13 protein-coding genes and 4 pseudogenes are annotated in these 17,408 nt (G+C 45.7%); 8 read left to right on the top strand and 9 right to left on the bottom strand.

Annotated elements, in window-relative coordinates:
- Positions 1-23: 23 nt before the first annotated feature.
- Both arsC and UA76_RS11210 read left to right on the top strand, forming a co-directional pair.
- Positions 24-367: pseudogene (gene arsC, locus UA76_RS11215) on the top strand (arsenate reductase (glutaredoxin)).
- 9 nt (positions 368-376) lie between these two features.
- Complete coding sequence (locus tag UA76_RS11210) at positions 377-799, top strand: DUF2069 domain-containing protein (protein ID WP_047046074.1); 423 nt, start codon at positions 377-379, stop codon at positions 797-799.
- Between the two features lie 328 nt (positions 800-1,127).
- Here the strand turns inward: UA76_RS11210 and UA76_RS11205 are convergent, their stop codons facing one another.
- A complete protein-coding gene (locus UA76_RS11205) occupies positions 1,128-2,468 on the bottom strand; it encodes a DUF2066 domain-containing protein (RefSeq protein ID WP_075202569.1) in 1,341 nt (446 codons plus the stop codon).
- 490 nt (positions 2,469-2,958) lie between these two features.
- Between UA76_RS11205 and UA76_RS11200 the strand changes: the two are divergent.
- Positions 2,959-4,208: pseudogene (locus UA76_RS11200) on the top strand (uracil-xanthine permease family protein).
- Positions 4,209-4,347: 139 nt separating this feature from the next.
- Here the strand turns inward: UA76_RS11200 and ybaK are convergent.
- From ybaK to hemA, 8 genes and pseudogenes are all read right to left on the bottom strand, one after another.
- Positions 4,348-4,821 (bottom strand): Cys-tRNA(Pro) deacylase, encoded by a 474-nt coding sequence (gene ybaK, locus UA76_RS11195; RefSeq protein WP_047046111.1) that lies wholly within the window; start codon positions 4,819-4,821, stop codon positions 4,348-4,350.
- A gap of 376 nt (positions 4,822-5,197) precedes the next feature.
- Positions 5,198-6,883 (bottom strand): bifunctional UDP-sugar hydrolase/5'-nucleotidase UshA, encoded by a 1,686-nt coding sequence (gene ushA / locus UA76_RS11190; protein ID WP_047046071.1) that lies wholly within the window; start codon positions 6,881-6,883, stop codon positions 5,198-5,200.
- 217 nt (positions 6,884-7,100) lie between these two features.
- Positions 7,101-7,952: a 3-deoxy-8-phosphooctulonate synthase gene (kdsA, locus tag UA76_RS11185; RefSeq protein ID WP_047046067.1), complete on the bottom strand. Its 852-nt coding sequence runs from the start codon at positions 7,950-7,952 to the stop codon at positions 7,101-7,103.
- 103 nt (positions 7,953-8,055) lie between these two features.
- Entirely contained in the window at positions 8,056-8,865 is an 810-nt protein-coding gene (locus tag UA76_RS11180; RefSeq protein ID WP_047046064.1) for a SirB1 family protein, read from the bottom strand.
- A gap of 129 nt (positions 8,866-8,994) precedes the next feature.
- Complete coding sequence (locus tag UA76_RS11175; RefSeq protein ID WP_047046062.1) at positions 8,995-9,378, bottom strand: SirB2 family protein; 384 nt, start codon at positions 9,376-9,378, stop codon at positions 8,995-8,997.
- Positions 9,379-9,427: 49 nt separating this feature from the next.
- Positions 9,428-10,288 (bottom strand): peptide chain release factor N(5)-glutamine methyltransferase, encoded by an 861-nt coding sequence (prmC, locus tag UA76_RS11170; protein WP_047046059.1) that lies wholly within the window; start codon positions 10,286-10,288, stop codon positions 9,428-9,430.
- A 4-nt stretch (positions 10,289-10,292) separates the two neighbouring features.
- Positions 10,293-11,381 carry a peptide chain release factor 1 gene (gene prfA, locus UA76_RS11165; RefSeq protein WP_047046056.1) on the bottom strand — a complete coding sequence of 363 codons (1,089 nt, stop codon included), beginning with the start codon at positions 11,379-11,381 and terminating at the stop codon, positions 10,293-10,295.
- Between the two features lie 28 nt (positions 11,382-11,409).
- Positions 11,410-12,668: pseudogene (hemA, locus tag UA76_RS11160) on the bottom strand (glutamyl-tRNA reductase).
- Between the two features lie 191 nt (positions 12,669-12,859).
- On the opposite strand from hemA, the gene lolB reads away from it, so the two are divergent.
- From lolB to ychF, 5 genes and pseudogenes are all read left to right on the top strand, one after another.
- Positions 12,860-13,465: a lipoprotein insertase outer membrane protein LolB gene (gene lolB, locus UA76_RS11155; RefSeq protein WP_047046053.1), complete on the top strand. Its 606-nt coding sequence runs from the start codon at positions 12,860-12,862 to the stop codon at positions 13,463-13,465.
- Positions 13,447-14,333 (top strand): annotated as a pseudogene (ispE, locus tag UA76_RS11150) (4-(cytidine 5'-diphospho)-2-C-methyl-D-erythritol kinase). The gene lolB and the pseudogene ispE overlap by 19 nt, the downstream one beginning before the upstream one ends.
- A 28-nt stretch (positions 14,334-14,361) precedes the next feature.
- Positions 14,362-15,306, top strand: a complete 945-nt coding sequence (locus tag UA76_RS11145) for a ribose-phosphate pyrophosphokinase (RefSeq protein WP_047046050.1) — start codon at positions 14,362-14,364, stop codon at positions 15,304-15,306.
- 134 nt (positions 15,307-15,440) lie between these two features.
- Positions 15,441-16,031 carry an aminoacyl-tRNA hydrolase gene (gene pth / locus UA76_RS11140; protein WP_047046047.1) on the top strand — a complete coding sequence of 197 codons (591 nt, stop codon included), beginning with the start codon at positions 15,441-15,443 and terminating at the stop codon, positions 16,029-16,031.
- A 10-nt stretch (positions 16,032-16,041) separates the two neighbouring features.
- Positions 16,042-17,133: a redox-regulated ATPase YchF gene (gene ychF / locus UA76_RS11135; protein WP_047046042.1), complete on the top strand. Its 1,092-nt coding sequence runs from the start codon at positions 16,042-16,044 to the stop codon at positions 17,131-17,133.
- Positions 17,134-17,408: the final 275 nt, after the last annotated feature.

The raw sequence follows: 17,408 nt of genomic DNA, 5'->3' as shown, positions 1-17,408 counted from the left end.
ATAAAAATACAAGGAAAGAGATCATGTCAGTCACTATTTATCATAACCCTCGTTGCTCTAAGAGCCGCCAAACTTTGGCTCTACTGGAAGAGAAAGGCATTGAGCCAGAGGTGATTAAATATTTAGACACACCACCAAGTATGGCGCAGCTACAGACTATTTATCAACAACTTGGCGTTAGCAAGTGCGCGATATGATGCGTGTAAAAGAAGCCGATTACAAAGAGTTAAACCTAGCAGGTGCCGACGATGATGCGCTTTTTTCTGCAATGGCAGAAAGACCGAAGCTAATTGAGCGACCTATCGTAATCAAAGGAGATCAAGCGCGCCTTGGCCGTCCACCAGAGCAAGTGCTTGAGATTCTGTAGGCGAAGACCATGACCGAACCAATGGGAAGGCAAACCACTCAATATCGCTATCTTGCGCTGCTTAGTTATTTGAGCTTGTTAGCATGGATTGCGATTTGGCAGCTATTTTTGTCACCCCATCCTCATTTAAACCCAACGACTCTGGCTATCGCTTGGTGTATCCCATTGCTACTGCCTTTGCCGGGTATCCTCTCAGGCAAACCCTATACGCATGCTTGGGCCAACTTTGTTCTTATGCTCTACTTTCTGCATGCACTCACCATGCTGTATGTGGACGAAGGTGAACGTTGGCTGGCGGTTGTAGAGCTCCTTCTTACCAGTGCTTCATTTGTCGGTAATTCGCTGTATGCACGCTTTCGAGGACGCGAACTAGGGATGAAGCTCAAACGCTTATCTGAAGTTGAGAAACAAGAAAAATCTCGCTTCGAATAAATCCCATTAAAAAAGCTCTGCCTAGGCAGAGCTTTTTGTTTAAATACGGTTCAAGTAGCTAGGGTCTGTTGATCTTTCGAGCTGATTTTTGCAGCACTTTGTGGGAAATTTCTACAAGGCAGAGGCTTTGACATGTAGTTAGCCTACATGAAAAGCCGAAAACGCAGTAGAAATGAACCACAAAGGCTGCCCGAAGGGTTCGGCTAAAATCGTTTTATGCTTTGTTGAAGACTATTTGCTTAGAATGCTAGGCTACACAGTCTTCGGCCGTGCCTAAAACGATTTCATCTCGAACAAAATTTAACCGCGAAAGGTCAATAGACCCTAATTACAAGGTAAACTCTTCACCCGTCGCTTCGACCACTTCTGGTAGCTGAACAGGAATGGCTTCTTGTACTTCAACCGCAGGACTTTGGTTTTCAATCACACTTTCATCGGCCGTAGAGGGCTCACTCTCGGACTGAATAGAAACAGGCTTCAGGTTATGCCCTTGCCACTCGAAAGTCACCGCTTGAGTTACCGGCTCCAATTCAATAACTTCAATGCTTTCAGGCTCTACATTCATTTCTGTATTGGAAGACTCGTCAAGCACAGGTTCTGGCAACTGAGTAGGTACTGCCTCACCTTCTGGCAACTGAACTGGCGTCGCTTCAGGCTCTGGTAGCTGAACTGGCACTGGAGGTGTTTCCACTTTGAGTACCTGCCCCATTCGCTCCGCTTCCATAATAAAGTTCTCTTCTGGTGTTAGAAGGTGAACCGAAAACGTTACTTCATTGCCTTGAAGCTTCAAGATATCCAATGACGCGACTGAGCTTAACGCCAGAAGCTTTTTCTCCAACTGGAAGAAGTCTAAAGCGTTTTGCACGTTAGTGAACTTAACAGTTGTCACTTCTGAAGACTCGCCCGCCACTACAATCGCATTCTTCTTAGCGTAGTAGTCACTAATGTCATCAATCATGCGAGTAATTGCATCATCGCCTGAATTTCTTGCAGAAAGCGGCGTTTGTAGACTTGAAGCCATCTCATTGGGAGTGTGATCATACAGAGTCCAACGAACCATGTTCGCTGACGCACGCACAACCAAAACACCTTCTACTGGGTAACGTTGGCTTGCGGCTGCAACTGGGTCGATGAAACCACCCCAAATATCCGACACAGCGATCCCTGTAATATCATCAAAGTCACCGATAGGCAGCGTGAGCGGAAGACCGCGAACTTGCGCCTGTTCGCGCATCTGCTTTAACACTGGAGAATCGGTATGCTCCCAAACAATGTTTCGGTTTGCTTGATTATCTTCCACCAGCCAAACAAGTAAGTTCGCACGTTGTGCTGGCCAGAAAGGCAGCTGTGCTTGAGTTAAGAGCGAGCGAATGTGAGGAGCACTGAAGCCCATCTGGATAGCTCTACCCTGCTCCACATCTCGGTAACTAATTTGAGTGATGTATTGTGAATGCTGATTGAGCGCCTTTTTGACAATCTCATTGTCCACCGCAGCTCTATCTCCAGAGGCACGAACAATCACTTCTTTCATCCCCTCTTTACGAGCTGCAGCATCTGCATTATTTAGCTCTTGATCAAGAACGACTTCAGATCGATATAAGTCGACATTGGTTAGCGCCATAACAGGCACACTGATTAGACCTAATAGCAATAAAGCTAAATTACGCATAGTTTTCCTACTCATTTCATTGCGAAGTTAGATGATAAGCAACTATCAGACCATGAGCAAGAAGTGCCCTCAGTCTACCAACACAAATTTGACATCATAAGCTTGTTAATTATTGATGCAATATACCCAAGTGACTTCAAGATGCAGGATTCAGAGCGTTGTCACGGGTTCTAGTTCAAGGCAAATGGCGCAGTGGAATAACACGTTCTTTCCAAACCATTTAACGCAGAAATTGAATCCGTGATACGCTCCCAAAGGGCGAGTTTGCCTAGCTCGCACACTTTGTTAACGATTCTCAATTTAGCGCCACTAGATTGTCTAATCGTTGCCGCGTTTGCAAACTAGGCAATTCTCGCTGAACCACGCATCTTGAGGTTACTTGGGTATACATTTTTTGATCTTAGCTCAAGCAGTTTCGCTATGTTTAATGATAAAATCTCGCGATTTTTGTTTGAAATTATGTCACTAACTCGCGAATAGGATATTGAACATGAAAAATGCCATTCAAGGCGCACAAATGCTGTTTGTTGCATTCGGCGCTCTCGTTTTGGTTCCACTTCTGACGGGATTGGACCCCAGCGTAGCCCTTTTCGGTGCCGGTATCGGTACTCTTATCTTCCAGTTTATTACACGCCGAACCGTCCCAATCTTCCTCGCTTCTTCCTTTGCTTTCATTGCTCCTATTATGTTTGGTGTACAAACATGGGGCGTTGGCGCAACCATGGGTGGCTGATGGCTGCTGGTATCGTCTATGTACTGATGGGGGCTCTAATTAAAGTACGTGGTGTTGAAATCATCCATAAACTGCTACCACCTGTGGTAGTAGGTCCTGTGATCATGGTGATTGGTTTAGGTCTTGCTCCAGTTGCGGTCAACATGGCATTGGGCAAAACTGGCGACGGTGCAGTGCAGCTTATCGATGGCAATGCAGCACTATGGATTTCGAGCGTTTTCACTCTTAACGACAATTGCTATTAGCGTATTCGCGAAAGGCTTCCTAAAGCTTCTGCCAATCTTTGGCGGCATCTGCGCAGGTTACGCACTAAGCCTTATCTACGGCGTTGTGGATTTCAATCCTGTAGCACAAGCTTCTTGGTTGGCATTGCCTAACTTCACAGCACCTGAGTTCAATATCAACGCAATTCTATTTATGATCCCAGTGGCGATTGCCCCAGCGGTAGAGCACGTGGGTGATATGCTGGCCATCTCGAACGTGACAGGAAAAAACTATGTGAAGAAGCCTGGCCTACACCGCACCATCACCGGTGACGGCGTGGCAACGATTGCTGCTTCTATGGTCGGCGCTCCGCCAAACACTACCTACAGTGAAGTAACAGGCGCGGTTATGCTAACCAAAGCGTTCAACCCAGTTATCATGACCTGGGCTGCTGTGACGGCCATCGTATTGGCGCTGGTTGGCAAGTTAGGTGCGCTACTGCAAACCATTCCAGTACCGGTAATGGGTGGCATCATGATTCTACTATTTGGTTCAATTGCAACCGTTGGCCTAAACACGCTTATCAAGAACAATGTCGACCTGCATAAGTCGCGCAATCTAGTGATTGTGGCGGTTACATTGGTATTTGGTATCGGCGGTATGGCATTTGGCGTGGGTGAGTTCAGCTACAAGGCGTAAGCTTGTGCGGTATTGTCGCTATTCTTCTTAACCTAGTGCTTCCTCATGATCTAGGTGAAAACCATGTCGTTGATAACGCGCAAATGGAAGAAGATGCCAAGTAATTAAAGAAACCATTCCTTGTTTTAATTAAGCACAAATAGGTTTCACTCAAGTACAAAAAGGCTCACCACTCAATACGAGATTAGGTCAGCCTTTTCTTTATCTATCCGATTTTATCTAGCAGGTTTTATCCAGAAATAATCACAGGCAGAGTGGTACAAACTGTCCACGAGTAAGTTTTGCTAGATCTTTAGGCGCTAACTCAATCTCTAGCCCGCGCTTGCCAGCACTGACACACATTGTCGCTCGACTCTCTGCGCTGTCGTGAATAAACGTTGGCAATGCTTTCTTTTGCCCTAAGGGGCTAATTCCCCCGACGACATAGCCTGTGGTTTTTTGCGCGATCTCTGGATCGGCCATTTCAGCTTTTTTACCCTTTGCCGCTTTTGCAGCAAGCTTTAAGTTTAGCTTTTGGTCCACAGGAATCACCGCTACCGCTAAGTTCTTCGGCTCGCCATTAAGGCTGAACAGCAAAGTTTTGAATACCGCATTGGGATCTTGCCCAAGCGCCTCCACAGCTTCTAAGCCATAGCTTTGCGCTCGAGGATCATGATCGTACTGATGCACTTGATGATCAACTTTGTTTTTCTTCGCGGTATTGATTGCAGGGGTCATTGTTACTCCGATATCACCAAATAAAAAAGCAGCGCTAACGAGTAAGTTCGTAAGCACTGCTTTAGTTAATGATACTTGTTGGTGATAGTCAATATACCCAAGTGACTTCAAGATGCAGGATTCAGAGCGTGGTCACTGATTCAAGTTCAAGGCAAATGACGAAGCGAAATAACGGGTTCTTTCCAAGTCATTTAACATAGAAGTTGACTCAGTGACACGCTCCCAAAGGGCGAGTTTGCCTAACTCGCACACTTTGTTAACGATTCTCAATTTAGAACCACTAGATTGTCGAATCATTGCCGCGTTTGCAAGCTAGGCAATTCTCGCTGAACCTCACATCTTGAGGTTACTTGGGTATAAGTTGCGTTCTAGTTAACTATCGCTCGTCTTCCACGAAAGACTCTGATTTGTAGACAATTTGTCCCGATGGCGCGTAAAGATTCACATCTAACGGACTGTTTGCCTGAATGTATTCTTTGAGAATTTCTGCATCCACAAAGCCAGTATTCACAAAACCCGGATGATCGGTAATTATTGGATATCCATCACCACCCGCAGCGTTATAGCTTGGGATAGAAAAGCGATAGGATTTATCCAAGCGAAGTTGTTTGCCCTGTATGAATACGTTATAGACTCGCCCGTTCTCAACCGTCATGGATATACCCGCAAACTGTGCATAAGCGCCCGAATCGACAGGCTTGTTGGCCACAACGCCCAAGTATTCTAGTAACTCTTCACCGTACATATCCGTATATGTAAGAATATTGGCAAACGGCTGCACGATCAGCACATCTTTGTAGGTCACCTCTCCGGCATCAATCGAAGCACGAACGCCACCAGAATTCATGATGGCAAAATCGGCATTGGCTCGCTCCATGTGTGCTGTAGCGATTAGGCGCCCTAAATTCGTTTGCTGGAAACGGACAACGTTGCGGTCACCTTCAAGCTTGCCGTTCGTCTCTGCAATTTTGACATTCAACTGAGCTTGGCCGCTTTCTTGATACGGGCGGAGGAACTCGAGCATCTCTGGATCTTCCGCGATTTGATCTTCAATAAGTACACGCTGGCTTTCACCATTTACTTTCACTTTCTTCTTGAGGTTTACTGGGATTAAATCGTAGCTCACTAACTTAAGATCACCGTTTCTAAACTCATAATCTGCTCGCCCTACGTACTTGCCCCACTCATGAGCCTGCACGATGTAAGTGCCATTTTGCTTATCAGGCTGACACTCATCTGAAGGTTTGAAGTTTTTCTTAACTACATTAGGCCCTTCCATACAAACTGGTTCTTGTGAGTGACCACCCACTATCATGTCTAGTTGGCCTTCTTCCAGATAGCGAGCAAGTGCAACATCACCTGGGGCATTCACACCGCGATTGCCATTTTCATAGTGGCCCATATGGGTGACTGCAAAGATAAGATCTGGGTGCTCTGTTCGTTTAAGCTCCTCAATCAACGCTTTGGCTTCGACTTTAGGGTCACGAAAATCAATCCCACCAATGAACTCTGGATTACCAATTTTCTGCGTATCTTCGGTAGTTAAACCTATGACTGCGATTTTAATACCCTGCTTATCAAACATCTGATAAGCTTGAAACATTCTCTCGCCAGTCTGTTTGTCATAGATGTTGGCGGAAAGCATTGGGAAATTTGCCCATTCAATCTGCTTTTCTAATACCTCAAGTGGATTATCAAACTCGTGATTACCTAATGCCATCGCGTCGTAGCCGATTTTGCTCATGCCTTTAAAATCAGGCTCAGCATCTTGCAGATCCGATTCAGGGACACCCGTGTTAATATCGCCGCCAGAAAGCAGTAACACGCTACCGCCTTGTGCTTGAACTTCCGCACGTAACTCATCGATAAGAGTCTTACGTGCAGCCATTCCGTACTCACCATACTTGTTCTGCCAGAAGCGCCCATGATGATCATTGGTGTGCAAAATGGTGAGTTTATAAGTCGTATTAGGTTTCCACTGGTGAGCAGGTTGCGAAGAACAACTGGCTATGCCCACAAAAACGATTACAAACAGTGTCAATTTGATTATTCGACTGCGCATAATTTCCGCACCTCCGATTAATTGTCATTTCTATCAATAGTAAATTTAATGATTAAAGAATAGACACAAGTTGCTTTGCTTGCATGGTGATAACAGAAGTTCCGGACGTGAAAATTACGCGTGGAAACACAAAAAGTGGACGCTAGGTAAACCTGTGGGCAATAAAAAAGGCTGGCATTAGCCAACCTTTTTCTTTTGATTCAGTCATCTATTCAAATTACTTGATGTCGATGTGCTCAAAGCCTTTGATCAAATCATCCAGTGCTTTCATTTGCGCTAGGAATGGCTCTAGTTTATCTAGTGGCAACGCAGATGGGCCGTCACAACGAGCTTGATCTGGATTCGGGTGTGCTTCAATAAACAGACCAGCAATACCCGTCGCAAGACCTGCTTTTGCTAGTTCAACGGTTTGCTCACGGCGACCGCCAGACGCAGCACCTGAAGGGTCACGCATCTGCAGAGAGTGCGTCACGTCGAAAATGATTGGGCTGCCGTTTGAGGCTTTCTTCATCACACCAAAGCCAAGCATATCAACAACAAGATTGTCGTAGCCGTGGCAAGAACCACGTTCGCACAAGATGATGTTTTCGTTACCACATTCTGCAAACTTGTCGACAATATTGCCAACTTGACCTGGGCTCATAAACTGAGGTTTCTTAACGTTGATCACCGCACCAGTCTTTGCCATTGCTTCAACAAGGTCTGTTTGACGAGCAAGGAAGGCTGGTAGCTGGATAACATCAACAACATCAGCAACTGGCTGAGCTTGAGCTTCAGTGTGCACATCAGTAATGATTTTCACGCCAAATGTATCTTTTAGCTCTTGGAAGATCTTCAGGCCTTCTTCCATGCCTGGACCACGGTAAGAATGAACAGAACTACGGTTCGCTTTATCGAAAGAAGCTTTGAACACATATGGAATCCCTAGCTTTTCCGTTACTTTTACGTAGTGCTCACAGATTTGCATCGCGAGGTCGCGAGACTCCAGAACATTCATACCTGCAAACAGGGTAAAAGGCTTGTCATTTGCAACTGGAATGTCACCAACATGAACGACTTTCTGTTCCATATTTTTCTCTCTATTAATTCGATACAAGCGAAGGGAGAATCCCTTAAATTTTATTTAATGCGATAGTGAATCGCCCAACACCAAGCAGTTCTAATGAACGGCTCTAATGTACGGTAATCTCAGTTTCCGTCATCATATTAACTTGGTTTTTCAGCAATTCAGAAGCCGGATCGTCAGGACATTGATCAATAAAATATTGATAGTCGGTTGCGGCAATCTGGTGACAGTCTAATTGCTGATAAATAAATCCACGATCGCGAATTTCATACGGATCATCAGGCACAAACGTCAGCGCAAGATCCGTACATCTCAGCGCTAGAGTATAGCGCTCTTCTCTAAGTAACGCGCTTTTCAGCAGCGCTAACCATCGACCGATCACTGTCGGGTTATCGGTCGTTTCTAGATGTTCAGGCTTTAACTGCTCGAACGGCCCTTTGTGACCAATTAGCCAAGCTGAGAAAATCCGATCGGACAGGTAATCCCCATTAAACGGATTAATGTAACTTGGCGCTTCATCGTGCCAATTTACTTTCACGACAAATTGAGTTGGGAAAGTGACGGCTTCTAGTGGGAAACCTAACTGACGGCCCAGATACAAAAGGATGGCACCCAAACTTACTGGGATACCTTTCCGACGCTCCAATACCTTATCTAAAAAGGCATTTTGAGAGGCGAAGTACGCATCTTCATCGCCACTAAACTCCCATTCGCAATAGAACAGGCGTAAAAAGGCATCAAAACGCGCTTTTTCATTGTGCTCATGCACGAGCGCCAACTCGGCTTCTTTTAGTAAACGCGCTAACTCCTGCTTAGCCCAATCCACTTGAGTTTCCGGATCAACCGCTTGGTTTAATACAAGAGCACCTTCGGCGAGCTCAATTGCATCAAAATCTTCATCAAATAACTCAAGCATACTTCTTTACTCTAAACTCGTTTTCTTTCTCTACATCTTCTGGGGATATAGCTTCTCAGGACATAGCTTCTGGATAGATAGCTTCTAAATCTGAGGCTTCTAGGTCTTCAGACTAAGTGAGCTAATTGATTAGCCCAAAAACATCGGTACTTTGCTCACTGCAACTTTACCTGCCATTGCTAGCCAACCTAGTGCGCCAAAAAATGAGAAGGTTCTCAGCAGCTTGTTACGACCAAGCTTCAAAGCGAAGAAGCCCAACGCAATATAGGCCAGTACACAAGTAAACTTCTCAGTTAACCATAAACCGCCTGGCGTAAACGGCATAAAACCAGTTTCATGGATTAAAGCTAACCCCGTTAGCAACAGTAAGCTGTCATTCACGTGCGGAAATACTTTAAGGAACTTCTTATCCAACATTGATGAGTTCGCCATCATCAATGCGTAACGCACTGCCAATAACGTCGCACTCAATGCGATGGTCAGTAGATGAAAATGTTTTAATCCTTCATACATGCTCATTTCTCTTATTATTTCTTCTAAACGGATTACCTAGGCCAATCGCCTAAACCAATTGTTTAAACTGGCCGAGAGTCACCCGATCATTACCGCCATAGTCTTGTTCCGTCACCACTTGGTGATACCCCAAGCCGTTCAAGATTTCTCTCACTGCCTGCCCTTGATCGTAACCGTGCTCAAAAGCCAGCCAACCGTCACGCTCTAAAAACTCGCGAGCTTTGTCTGAGATATGTTTGATATCTGCTAGACCATTCTCTTCGGCAACTAAAGCGGTTTTGGGTTCAAAACGAACATCCCCTTGTTTCAAATGCGGGTCTTCGCCGTCAATATAAGGAGGGTTTGATACAATCAGAGCAAACTTTGTGCCGACATGGATAGGCTCAAACCAACTTCCACACAGAAACTCAACATTGCGAATATCAAGATGGGCAGCATTTTCTTGAGCTAATATCTGGGCACATGGCTGAAAATCAATCCCCACCACTTGGCGATTTGGCAGTTCAGACGCTAAAGCAAGCGCAATAGCACCCGTTCCTGTTCCGAGATCGAGGATTTTCCCCGATTGATTTGCGGTTTTATCCAACGCAACTTCCACCAATCTTTCAGTATCAGGGCGAGGAATAAGCGTCGATGGCGCAACTTTCAAAGGCAGCGACCAAAACTCACGTTCTCCGATGATGTAAGCGACCGGCTCACCCGCCAAACGGCGCTCTAGCAATTCTTCAAATCTTGACTGCTGCTCAGATGTAAGCAGTTTTTCTGGCCAAGTAAAAAGGTAAGAGCGAGGCTTATCAATGGCGTGGCAAAGCAGTACCGCAGAATCAAGAGAGGGCGAATCACTGCCGCCCTCATGAAGCTTTTCAGTCGCCGCTTTAATCGCCTGTTCAAGGCTAGGAAACTGACTCATCAAATTAGCTATTATCTGCCAGCGCCGCTAGCTGATCCGCTTGGTGCTCTTGGATCACAGGATCAACTAGTGATTGAAGGTCGCCTTCAAGCACTTCATTTAGACGGTAAAGTGTCAAGTTGATGCGGTGATCAGAGACACGACCTTGTGGGTAGTTGTAAGTACGGATGCGGTCACTACGATCACCAGAGCCTAATAGGTTACGACGAGTATCAGACACTTCCGCGGCACGGCGCGCTTCTTCGGCTTGTACGATACGAGCCGCAAGTACAGACATCGCCTTCGCTTTGTTCTTATGCTGAGAACGCTCGTCCTGGCACTCTACAACGGTGCCCGTTGGCAAGTGAGTAATACGGATTGCAGAATCCGTGGTGTTAACGTGCTGACCACCCGCGCCCGATGCACGGAAAGTATCGATCTTAAGATCCGCAGCTTTAATTTCTGGAAGATCCGCTTCTGGGATTTCAGGCATGATCGCGACAGTACATGCCGAAGTATGAACACGACCTTGTGATTCCGTTTCAGGTACACGTTGTACACGGTGACCGCCTGATTCAAATTTCATTGTGCCGTATACGCCAGCGCCGCTTACTTTAGCGATCATCTCTTTGTAGCCGCCTTGCTCAGACTCGTTGCAGCTCATCACTTCAACACGCCAGCCTTGCTTCTCGGCAAACTTAGAGTACATACGGAAAAGGTTGCCAGCGAAGATACCCGCTTCGTCACCACCTGCACCCGCACGGATTTCCAAGAAACAGTTGCGTTCGTCGTTTGGATCTTTTGGCAGAAGCAAAATTTGCAGCTCGTCGTTTAGACGCTCGATGGTGGCTTTCGCTTCTTTGATTTCTTCTTGCGCCATTTCACGCATTTCAGCGTCGTCTTCGTTAGCCATCTCTTCCGCGGCAACTAAGTCTTCTTGCGCTTGTTGAAACTCTTGGAAACACTTCGTCACTTCTTCAAGTTGCGAGTACTCTCTAGATAGAGCTCGGAATTTATCTTGATCACCAATGACATCTGGGTCACCCAATAGGTGTTGAACTTCTTCATAACGTTCAACAAGTGTTTCTAGCTTAGCTAAAATAGACGCTTTCATAATTTCTTTCTTAATGGGTTAAATGGGGTTACTTGGTCTCGTCTAGACCTAAACTTTGTCTGATTACCGTCAGTTTAGCGGGTTCGCCCTGCTCTGCTGCACTTTGCAACGCACGAGTCGGGTTGTGAATCAGCTTGTTGGTGAGCTTATTGCTCAGCTCAATCAAGACTTTTTCTGGGTCTCCACCGCTGGCAAGAGCCTGTAGGCTCTTGCTGAGTAATTCTTCTCTAACTTCGTTGGCCGACTTTCGATATTCTCGAATACTGTCTACCGCTTGTAGTGAACGCAACCAAGTCATAAAGCTGCACTCTCTTCACTCACAATGGCTTCCGCTTGTATCGCTTCGACCTTACGCTGCTCTATGTTGCTATCAACAATCGATTGCAGGTCGTCTACGGTGTACAAGTAAGCATCATTGAGTTCACCAACTTGAGATTCAATGTCGCGCGGTACAGCAATATCAATAAGTAGCATAGGTTGATGTTTTCGTACCTTAAGCGCCGTTTCTACCATACCTTTACCAATAATCGGCAAAGGGCTTGCCGTTGAACTGATGACAATATCAGCCTTTGGCAGATGATCTGGAATTTCTGTCAGCCCAATCACTTCAGCACCAAACTGCTGGGCAAGCCCCATGGCGCGCTCACGCGTTCGGTTAGCCACAATGATTTTGGTGCAACCGTTACTCGCCAAATGCTTGGCGACCAGTTCAATCGTTTCACCTGCACCTACTAAAAGCACAGTCGATTCGGCTAACGATTCGAATATCTGCTTAGCAAGCGTACAGGCTGCATAAGCAACCGAAACGGCACTTCCACCAATCTCGGTTTCGGTACGAACACGTTTTGCCACTGAGAACGTTTTCTGGAATAGCTTTTCCATCGACGTATCAACGGCAGCATTTTCGCGGGCGTCACTATAAGCTTGCTTTACCTGCCCAAGGATTTGCGGTTCTCCCAATACAAGGGAGTCCAATCCACATGACACACGCATTAAATGACGAATCGCCGCCTGCTCTTCATGCAGATACAAGCTCGGTTTGAGCTCTTCTGGGCTGACTTGATGAAACAGAGACAACCAATCTATTAACTTGCTTTTGCCACTCGCTTTTACGTCACAATAGATTTCGGTGCGGTTACAGGTAGATAAAATGACACTACCATTGACATTAGAATTGGATTCGAGTTCTTGCAGGGCTTTGGCCAATTTATCAGGGCCAAACGCTACTTTTTCTCGCAATTCAACCGACGCCGTATTGTGATTGATACCAATGGCAAGCAAAGACATGTAAGGTGGATTCTCTGTGTCAGAAATACAAACAAAGACGGAATTTTACTTGATGCCCCTCTCTATTAAAAGGGTTATACCTAAACAAGTTATGTCGCAGCCATTTATTTTCCTGACTTCGTGATATCAATGATATAGTAAAAGCCAATTTCACCTTCTCGTTGTACACAATACACCCAGATGGGAACTGCATGAAAAAACTGATATTTACTCTACTTACATTGGTCTGGTTAGCGGGCTGTACGACCATTGCACCAAGTACAACCAATGTTGAATGGCAAGCACACCAAACTCGTTTAAACGAGCTAACGGATTACGAAGTCTCTGGCAAACTGGGGTATATCGCTCCCGACCAACGTCAATCACTCAACTTCCACTGGTCTCACTCCGACCAAAGCAGTCAATTGCGACTCACGACTTTTCTTGGCCAAACGGTACTGAATTTAGAAATTAACCCGTATCTTGCAAAAGTTCGCACCCATGATGGCGGCATCTATACCGATGTTAGCGCTGACAATCTTGTTTATCACCTAACCGGCTTGAGCATCCCCATTGAAGATCTGCAAGACTGGCTTTTGGGCAAACCAAGCAATGCCGATAACTACTTGCTGAATGAAAACAATACGCTGGCAAGTTTAGACAAAGTGGTATCTCGCCAACCTTGGCGGCTGAATTACGCAAGATATATGGATATCGATTTAGATCAGCAGCCACTACCGCTACCAAATAGTCTCAAGCTGACTAACCAAGATATTAAGCTCAACATCCTAGTTTCAAAATGGGACATCAAACAGTGATTACTCACACCACCACTTGGCCTTCTCCTGCCAAACTCAATCTATTTCTCTACATCAATGGTCGAACAGAAAACGGTTATCACGAGTTGCAAACTCTATTTCAGTTTGTCGACCACGGCGATGAGCTAACCATTACCGCCAATGATTCAGGAAAGATCATCATTACCCCTGAGATCGAAGGCTTAAAAGTCGAAAACAACTTGATCTATAAAGCCGCAAACGCTTTGCAAAGCAAAAGCTCAAACTCTCTAGGTGCAACGATTCATTTGAACAAGGTGCTCCCAATGGGAGGTGGTATAGGCGGAGGCTCATCAAACGCCGCTACCGCTCTCGTTGCGTTGAACTATCTTTGGAAACTCAACCTTTCTGACGACGAGTTGGCCGAGATTGGCCTAGCGCTCGGCGCCGATGTTCCCGTGTTTACTCGTGGATTTTCCGCCTTTGCAGAAGGCGTGGGTGAAAAGCTAAGCCCAGCAGAACCTGAGGAAAAATGGTACTTAGTCGTAAGACCGAATGTTTCCATTGCAACTGTAGACATATTCACGCATTCCAACTTAACCCGAAACACGCCAAAACGACCACTTTCGGAGCTGTTAACGTCACCTTACGGAAACGATTGCGAAAAAATAGTACGAATGCTGTATCCAGAGGTTGATAAGCAACTTTCTTGCTGCTACAATACGCGCCGTCGAGATTGACTGGGACTGGTTCTTGCATTTTTGCCGAATTTGACAGCGAAAATAGCGCAAAACTTGTTCAACAACAGCTTCCTGACAATGTCTCTGCTTTTCTGGCGAAAGGACGGAATATTTCCCCGTTAAAAGAGACACTGGCTAACTACCAATTAGCCCACACCGAATCTAATTAAAACTGGACGCAACCCTGAGGTTTCCACCGTGCCTGATATGAAGCTATTTGCTGGTAACGCAACACCTGAACTAGCCCAACGTATTGCTGATCGTCTATACATCTCTCTTGGCGATGCTACTGTAGACCGTTTTTCTGACGGCGAAGTCGCTGTACAAATCAACGAAAATGTTCGTGGTAGTGATGTATTCCTGATTCAATCTACCTGTGCACCAACCAATGACAACCTAATGGAATTGGTGGTAATGATTGACGCAATGCGCCGTGCTTCAGCGGGCCGTATTACTGCTGTAATCCCATACTTTGGTTACGCTCGCCAAGACCGTCGTGTACGTTCTGCTCGTGTGCCAATCACTGCAAAAGTTGTTGCAGACTTCCTTTCAAACGTTGGCGTTGACCGCGTTCTTACTATCGACCTACACGCAGAGCAGATTCAAGGCTTCTTCGATGTACCTGTAGACAACATCTTCGGTACACCGGTTCTTCTTGAAGACATGCAAAACCGTGGTCTAGAAAACCCAGTTGTGGTTTCTCCAGATCTAGGTGGCGTTGTACGTGCTCGTGCAACCGCTAAAGCGCTAGGTGATGTAGACATCGCTATCGTTGATAAGCGTCGTCCACGTGCTAACGTTTCTGAAGTAATGAACCTAATCGGTGATGTAGAAGGTCGTGATTGTGTAATCGTTGATGACATGATCGATACAGGCGGCACACTATGTAAAGCAGCAGAAGCGTTAAAAGAGCGCGGTGCTAAGCGAGTATTCGCTTACGCAACTCACGCCGTATTCTCTGGCTCAGCAGCGAACAACATCGGTAACTCAGTACTAGACCAAGTTATCGTAACTGACTCAATCTCTATTTCTGATGAAATGCTAGCGACAGGCAAAGTAACGGTACTAAGCCTTTCTCGCATGTTGGCTGAAGCAATTCGCCGCATCAGCAACGAAGAGTCAATCTCAGCAATGTTTAACTAAACATCTGAGTACAATCTTTTTGAAATACCCTGCCTCGCGCAGGGTATTTTTTTACCTAAATCTAAGCAGTCGCTTAACCTCTCATATTTGTGCTATCATACCGCGCTTTTTGAGATTCCAGAGAGATCCTTACCGTGAGTCAACAGATAAAACTTCTCGTTGGGTTAGCCAACCCAGGTCCTGAATACAGCCGAACTCGACACAATGCCGGCGCATGGGTCGTAGAAGAATTAGCTCGCGTCCATAACGTGATACTAAAAAATGAAGCGAAATTTTTTGGTTTAACCGGACGAATCATGGTGAATGGTCAAGATCTCCGCTTATTGATCCCAACAACGTATATGAACTTATCTGGCAAAGCGATTGCTGCCCTTGCTAAGTTCTACCAAATCAAGCCAGAAGAGATCATGGTGGCCCATGATGAGCTCGATTTACCGCCTGGGGTTGCTAAGTTTAAGAAAGGTGGTGGTCACGGCGGCCATAACGGATTGCGCGACACCATCAGTAAATTGGGTAACAACAAAGATTTTTATCGCCTGAGGATTGGCATTGGCCATCCTGGGCACAAAGACAAAGTTTCAGGTTACGTGCTAGGCAAAGCACCTGCTAAAGAGCAAGAGTGCCTAGATGCTGTCGTTGACGAATCCGTCCGCAGCCTCGACATCTTAATCAAAGATGGCCTAACAAAAGCACAAAACCGCTTACACACGTTCAAAGCTGAATAAGGTTACTATCATGGGTTTTAAATGTGGCATCGTTGGTCTTCCAAATGTTGGTAAATCAACTCTGTTCAACGCACTAACTAAAGCTGGCATCGAAGCGGCAAACTTCCCGTTTTGTACTATCGAACCGAACACAGGTGTTGTGCCTGTACCAGATCTTCGTTTAGATGCACTCGCGAAAATTGTTAACCCACAAAAGATCCTGCCGACAACGATGGAGTTCGTTGATATCGCAGGTTTGGTTGCAGGCGCATCTCGTGGTGAAGGTCTAGGTAACAAATTCCTAGCAAACATCCGTGAAACTGACGCAATTGGTCACGTAGTTCGTTGTTTCGAAAACGAAAACATCGTGCACGTTGCAGGTAAAGTATCACCAATCGAAGACATCGAAGTGATCAACCTAGAACTTGCGATGGCAGACTTGGACTCTTGTGAGCGCGCAATTCAACGTAATGCTAAGAAAGCAAAAGGCGGCGATAAAGACGCTAAGTTCGAATTGACCGTTCTAGAGAAACTGCTTCCAGTATTAACTGAAGGTGGCATGGCCCGTACCGTTGAACTAGCAAAAGAAGAACTAGCAGCCGTTGGTTACCTTAACTTCCTAACACTGAAGCCAACGATGTACATTGCTAACGTAAACGAAGATGGCTTTGAAGATAACCCATACCTTGATGCGGTACGTGAGTACGCAGAAAAAGAGAACAACGTTGTTGTAGCAGTATGTGCAGCCATTGAATCTGAACTTTCAGAGCTTGACGACGAAGATCGTGAAGAGTTCCTTGCAGACATGGGGATTGAAGAACCTGGCCTTAACCGCGTAATCCGTTCAGGTTATGAACTTCTTACTCTACAAACTTACTTCACTGCAGGTGTTAAAGAAGTTCGTGCATGGACAATCCCGGTTGGTGCAACTGCTCCTCAAGCAGCAGGTAAGATCCACACTGACTTCGAGAAAGGCTTCATCCGTGCAGAAGTAGTTGGATACAACGACTTCATCGAATTTAACGGTGAAAATGGCGCGAAAGATGCAGGTAAATGGCGTCTTGAAGGTAAAGAATACATCGTAAAAGATGGCGATGTTATTCACTTCCGCTTTAACGTTTAAGATATTCAACGTATTGCCGATTAAAAAGCCAGCACTAAGCTGGCTTTTTTGTTATTTCAAAGAGCTACAGCCAAACCCATATAAAATTTAGTGTTGCGATTCTAGTGGTTTTATTAGCACTTTTAGATCACAAACACGCCTCTTTGTTCAAAAAGAAACCGAACGGCAGATTTATCCGGATTTATTAAAAAAAACTGTTGACGGTTTTGGCTCAACTCCGCATAATGCGCCCCGTTCCCGACAAGACAGCAATGAATTGAAGGGCGACAATTTGG

It is taken from the genome of Vibrio mexicanus (assembly GCF_001012815.1).
GTDB lineage: Bacteria > Pseudomonadota > Gammaproteobacteria > Enterobacterales > Vibrionaceae > Vibrio > Vibrio mexicanus.
Note: the sequence above shows the minus strand (reverse complement) of the source record. Positions and strands in the feature narration are given on the sequence as shown.